At 50.0% G+C, this 6,109-nt stretch carries 5 protein-coding genes; all 5 read left to right on the top strand.

The features are described from left to right. Positions 1–1,133, top strand: a 1,133-nt coding sequence (locus PHU49_13305; GenBank protein MDD5244985.1) for a phosphoenolpyruvate carboxykinase (GTP), incomplete at its 5' end; no start/stop codon positions are given. 291 nt (positions 1,134–1,424) lie between these two features. Continuing rightward, positions 1,425–2,972 carry a PAS domain S-box protein gene (locus tag PHU49_13300; GenBank protein MDD5244984.1) on the top strand — a complete coding sequence of 516 codons (1,548 nt, stop codon included), beginning with the start codon at positions 1,425–1,427 and terminating at the stop codon, positions 2,970–2,972. Continuing rightward, positions 2,969–4,303, top strand: a complete 1,335-nt coding sequence (locus PHU49_13295; GenBank protein MDD5244983.1) for a sigma-54 dependent transcriptional regulator — start codon at positions 2,969–2,971, stop codon at positions 4,301–4,303. Before PHU49_13300 ends, PHU49_13295 begins: the two co-directional genes overlap by 4 nt. A gap of 417 nt (positions 4,304–4,720) precedes the next feature. Then, the gene (locus tag PHU49_13290; protein ID MDD5244982.1) at positions 4,721–5,515 is read left to right on the top strand and encodes a polysaccharide deacetylase family protein; all 795 of its coding nucleotides are present in this window, start codon (positions 4,721–4,723) and stop codon (positions 5,513–5,515) included. Positions 5,516–5,679: 164 nt separating this feature from the next. Next, on the top strand, positions 5,680–6,109 hold a 430-nt coding region (locus PHU49_13285), incomplete at its 3' end, for a hypothetical protein (GenBank protein ID MDD5244981.1).

Genomic DNA, 6,109 nt, shown 5'->3' with positions numbered 1-6,109 from the left:
TTGCAAAATCTGAAGGCTGGCTCGCAGAACATATGCTTATCATGGGGGTCGAGGACCCGGGCGGCCATATTAAATATATAGCAGGGGCATTCCCAAGCGCCTGCGGGAAGACGAACCTCGCCATGTTGATCCCGCCCGAGGGACTGAAGCATAAGGGCTACCGCATCTGGACTGTCGGCGATGACATCGCGTGGATGCGCGTAGATACTGACGGCAGACTGTGGGCAATCAATCCGGAAGCAGGATTCTTCGGTGTCGCACCGGGCACCAATTCAAAGTCAAATCAGAACGCGATGGAGACAATAAAAAAGAATACGATATTTACGAACGTACTTTTAACCAGGGATAAGGATATCTGGTGGGAAGGCATGGACGGAAACCCTCCTGAAGAAGGCATCAACTGGGAAGGGAAACCATGGAAACCGGGCGCTGTAGACAAAAAGGGGAATAAGGTACTCGGAGCGCATCCTAACAGCCGGTTCACGGCCCCGATAACGCAATGCCCTTCGATCTCCAACCGCATAGAACATCATCACGGTGTCCTCATCGATGCAATAATATTCGGAGGTCGCCGGGCAAATATCGTTCCGCTCGTATTCGAATCCTTTGATTGGAAACATGGCGTATTCATCGGCGCAACGATGGCCTCAGAGCGAACAGCCGCCCAATTCGGCAAGCAGGGCGAAGTGCGGCGTGATCCGATGGCAATGCTGCCGTTCTGCGGATACAACATGGGTCAGTATTTTCAGCACTGGCTGGATATGGGCAAAAAGATGGAAAAACCGCCCAAGGTATTCCATGTCAACTGGTTCCGTCTGGATGAGAAGGGCAACTTTATGTGGCCCGGTTTTGGTGAAAATCTGCGCGTGCTCGAATGGATTGTGGACCGCTGCAAGAAGACCGCCGGTTCGCAGATAACGCCTATCGGGTATATTCCAAAGGCTGAAGATCTTGATCTGAGCGGTTTGTCTGTTCCAAAGGAAACGATCGAAGAACTTCTGATTGTTGATAAGAATGCCTGGATCGAAGAGGCAAAGGATATCGAAAGATTCTTTAAGACATTCGGCTCAGACCTGCCGGTTGAGATGAAGAATCAGCTCAAAGAATTACAGGAACGTCTGGCCGGCAGCTGATCGAACGCCCCCTCAAGCAGAAAGCAGTGAATAGTCGATAGTGAATAGTGGATAGCGAGAGACAAAAGAAACAATCCTCTGCCCTTCTGCTCCTCTAACGACAGTTTGCCATAGATCCCTGTTTGCACGCACGCCATTGTGCTCCGGGAAAATAAGTGTTGCCTGACTAATTATTCTCCGTTACACTATCAACAGTGTCATTATTTGCGTATGTCTGATGCATGATTCAGATAAATGACTATCTTTTTCTTCATCCATGTGCGGATACGGCAAGAAGAAGGGGGAAGAAACATGAGACGTTACCGGATGCTTATCGAGGAGTCGAGGGACGCAATCTCCATCGTAAAGGAGAATGGTGATATTATCGACGCAAACCAGGCATTTCTTGATCTCTTCGGTTACGAAAGAAAGGATATCGCGGGCCTTATTAATGTCACGCAGTTGTATGTAGATCCATCAGAAAGACCGCTATTTTTAAAATACGTAGCGCAAAAAAAGAACCTGAGAGATTACGAGCTCAGATTACGCAAGAAAGATGGAACCGAGATCGTCTGCCTGGTCACGCCCAGGATGACAACCGTCAGCAACGACGGTCTTGTCAGCTATATGGCCATACTGCATGACGTTACGGAACAGAAGCGGGCCCAGGAGTGTCTGGCCCAGAGGCAAAGGGCCCTGCAGGCGGTGTACGAGATGGCAACGAGCGCCGGTTCTTCATTTGAGACGGTATGTGGTCAGGTAGCGAAGAACGTTTGTCAATTGTTGAATGTGGAGCGCGTCGTTATTCTATGCACGGAGGATAATGGTTTTCGGGTAATGGCAGCAGCAGCCAATGAGGAATCGCCGCATGACATCGGACCCTCGCAGCAATCTTTTCCGAACCAGCTTTCCGAATTTCTGGAGAATTCACACAACTCGAGAAAATTATGTGAGTTGCTGACCGAGGACGAGTTCAGTAAAAGTTTTCCGATGTGGGGCTGTCTGCAAATCCCGATCAAGAATCGCGAAAGGAACTTAGTCGGTGCGATCGTCATCATGTATAGATCGGAACGGATATTTACGGACATGGATCTTCAGTTTGTGGAAACCCTCAGTCGATACATCGAGCAGGAGATTGAACGCAACATCATGAGGGACCAGTTGCGCCGCAGCCATGAAATGAAGATGCTGGGTCAACTGGTTATCGGCGTGGCGCATGAAGTGCGGAACCCTTTAAATGCGGTATTGGCCATTACCGAAGCGCTGGCTCAAGACCTCGGTCAGTACCCTCAATACAACGCTCATCTCGACCACATAAAGACCCAGGTTAACAGGCTGTCCCGATTAATGTTTGATCTCCTCAATTTCGGGAGGCCTCTCAATTCATCCAGTCTTCAAAAACAGCCCCTCGTTTCGATCGTCAGTTCCGCCGTGGAGCTGTGGAAACAATCGAGGCTGATGAAACCATGCCCAGCTGTCGTTGTCAGACATCCTCAGGGGAACGATATTAAGATTCTGGCAGATGGAGCAAAGATCCAGCAGGCCCTGCTCAACTTGCTGAATAACGCCGAAGAGGCGAGCCCGATAAAAAGTGAGATCGTAGTCACTGTCTCGAAAGCTAAAGAGAGGATGGTTCGCGTGAGCGTCACCGATGAAGGATGCGGCATCAAATTTGCCGGCCTGTCACACATCTTTGACCCATTCGTTACGTTTAAGAAAGGTGGGATCGGGCTCGGTCTGAGCATCGTAAGGAACATTGTTGAGGCCCACGGCGGAAAGGTAAATGCACGAAATAACGAACCCCCGCCGGGATGTACCATAGAATTTATTCTTCCCATACTTGATGGCGCTCAATCATGAAGCCGCCCCTTCTCCTCATTGATGACGAACCTGCAATCCAGTTCGGATTTTCCGAGTATCTTTCGCGGGTCGGTTATTCCGTTCACGGGGCCCTTTCCGTTGCCGAGGCACGGGAGGCGCTTGCCGCTCATAGATTCGACGCTATACTGCTCGATCTGAATCTTCCCGACGGGAACGGTCTGGACCTGATCGCGGAGTTGCGCGAGAATTATTTTGACATCCCTATTATAGTAATTACCGGCATCGGTGATATCCCCCTTGCCGTCGAATCCATGCGTAGAGGGGCTGATAATTTTCTCACCAAACCCGTAAACATGCCTGATCTGGACGTTTTCCTGCAGAAGAGCCTTGAGCTGGGGGCATTGCGAAGGCGACAGCGAACAACTCAACGCCTCCAGCAAAAAAAAGAACCTTACTTTGGGCAAAGCCCGGTAATGCAGAAGGTGATGGATCTTTCTTCTCTCGCACTGAAAAATGATTCGCCGATCATACTCCAGGGCGAGACCGGTACCGGAAAAGGTATTCTGGCAAAGTGGATTCACGAACATAGTCACAGGGCGTCCTCCACCTTTGTCGAGGTGAACTGTGCAAGCCTTAAGGGTGAGTTGCTTGCAAGCGAGCTCTTTGGCCATGCCAGGGGGGCTTTTACCTCTGCCGTACAGGACAGACAGGGTCTCATTGAGGTTGCGGACGGCGGCACCTTGTTCCTCGACGAGATAGGCGATATGGATCTGGGCGTCCAGGCCCAATTTCTAAAGGTTATTGAGGAAAAGCAGTACCGGAGACTGGGAGAGGTCAGGATCCGGAGAAGTGAATTCCGTCTCATATGCGCGACCCACCGCGATCTTCTCGAGGACACACGGCAGGGAAAATTTCGTTCGGATCTCTATTTCCGGATCCACGTATTTCCGATTGTGATACCACCATTAAGGGAGAGAAGCGAAGACATCCCGGATCTTATTCGATATATGATGGAAAAACTGAATGTCTCAAGGGTCGGTATGTCGAACGAAGCGATGTCGCTACTGTGTTCCTATGAATGGCCAGGGAATGTTCGGGAGCTGAAGAATGTCATTGAAAGGGCCGCGTTGTTGGCGCAGGGCGGCCCGATCACTCCGACGCATCTTCCCGGCATAGCCCGTTCGGGGCTTTCAACCGGGGAGGAAAGCGGTCTCCCTGATCTTGGCCGTCTTGAGGAGATGCATGTGCGGGAGGCCCTGAGGCGTTTTGGCAACGCGCAGAGTGCGGCAAAGGCCCTGGGGATCTCACGGGCCACGCTCTATCGAAAGCTTAAACCGCACAAGAAGGAAGACCGGGGAACTGGCAATTGATAGCCGTCAGCCGAAACAAAAAAGGCTCTAAGCCGATAGCGGGAAATCCGTAATTCGTAATTCGTGAGACGTGAGTGGAAAAAGGCAAACTCAAGGGATGAGATTGCCACGCTCCGCTCGCAATGACAACCCACTCTTCCTGTGCCGTACAGTTTTTCCCCCTTTACGAATTACGACTCACGGTTTTTTTAGCCTCACCTTCTGATCTTCCGCTTGTCTTAATTGCCTGTATCAATTATGAGCCGGTGGCTGAGAATCGTCTCATGAATGAGACAGCCTTTTTTTCGTAAGGCCCCAAAATCACTGTTCTTCTTATCATCTGTGCATTCGACTGTTTTGGCATACCTATTGCAATATCCACAATTAAATAGCGACAATTGGTTCCGCATTTTTGAATAACATTTGTAGGAGGTACAGATGTCAAAAGTGAAAGACGGAAAGATTGAGGGAATGTTTCTGCTCTTAGACCGCGGGAATATGGTCGGACTGAATCATTGGGCTGATGAACTTGAGAGACGGGGAATACCCGCTTTAATACAGATTGATGGATACACAATCGAGAATAATCGCGATATTGTGACGGATCTCTCAAAAAGGGGGTTCGAGGTCGGGTGTGCCTTCAATGAGCGTCCTTTGTGGAATGAGCCTTATGCGGCGCAATATGCAATATTGAAGAACATGAAAGACCGTGCCCAGTCCTGTCTCGGAAGACCGATGCGCGTGTTCAGCACAAAGTTCTTTGCGTACGACGAGATCACGCTTCAGGCTGCCGATGCACTTGGTGCTGAATATGTGCTGGGCCGTGGTACTGCGGGGGCCAGGGCCGTTGTATACAAACCAAAAGAGTATAAAACGAAGATCGTTTCCGTCAGCAGCGTACCATATAAAGAGATGGGCACCGGTTCGCTGTGCGATGAATCTCTATGGGCCAGAGGCGTAACCCCGGATGACTTCAAAGAGATACTGTTCGGCCTGAGGGAAAAAAAGATAATTCTTGTCGCTCAGACACACTTAAGCGGAGTAAAGCTGCGCTGGTGGAATGTTTACCAGGATTTTTTCAATGCCGATGCCGTTCTATGGAGATCCTTAGACAGGTTTTCCGATGATGCCGTTGTGTTGCCGAACGGGCAGATCCCGATAAATACCGAGGTAAAATATACGGTGCCTCAACCGAACATCCCCCTGGAAGAAGAACCGGTCTGTTTTTGTTAGCAGGGGGCGGCGGTAACGATGTCGATGGAACCGGACCGCCGACACAATGCTGCGTTGCAGTGCGATGAACGATCCGGGTAAAGACGACGGCAAAGACAAAAGGAGGTGTGAGAAAAACAGACGCATGAAATTAAAATTAACAGGAGGAGGGATTTGCTATGAGCATGGAAGAGTTATATAAGCAATTTTCTGACGTGCATCCGAACATCATATTGAAGAGCGAGATATTGCGCACGGGCATAGATATCAGCAAGGCAGCTATCGATAATTTCAGCCGGAGGGATGACCTCCTGTGGAAGGGATTTCATCTTTTTTCATACGATTGGGACAAGACGAAGGTGTACGGGGACAAGATCCCCTGGTATGGTCACCTTGAAGACGGCTGTTTCTTCATGATTCGTACTCATAACGCTTCGCCTTACCTTCTCGATATGGAAGGCAATATGTTTATCATCCGGGAGAAGGCAAGCAATGAAGTACTTGCAAAAAACGTGTGGTTTGAACGCAAGCCCAGATTCTACGACATGAAAACCTCAGCCGGGCACCAGATGGGTTCAATCGTCCAGGGTCAGGGCCGCATGTTGTTTGTGACGA

It is taken from the genome of Syntrophorhabdaceae bacterium (assembly GCA_028713955.1).
Classification (GTDB): domain Bacteria; phylum Desulfobacterota; class Syntrophorhabdia; order Syntrophorhabdales; family Syntrophorhabdaceae; genus UBA5609.
The sequence above is the reverse complement of the archived record's forward strand: the minus strand, read 5'-3'. Positions and strand labels throughout refer to the sequence as shown.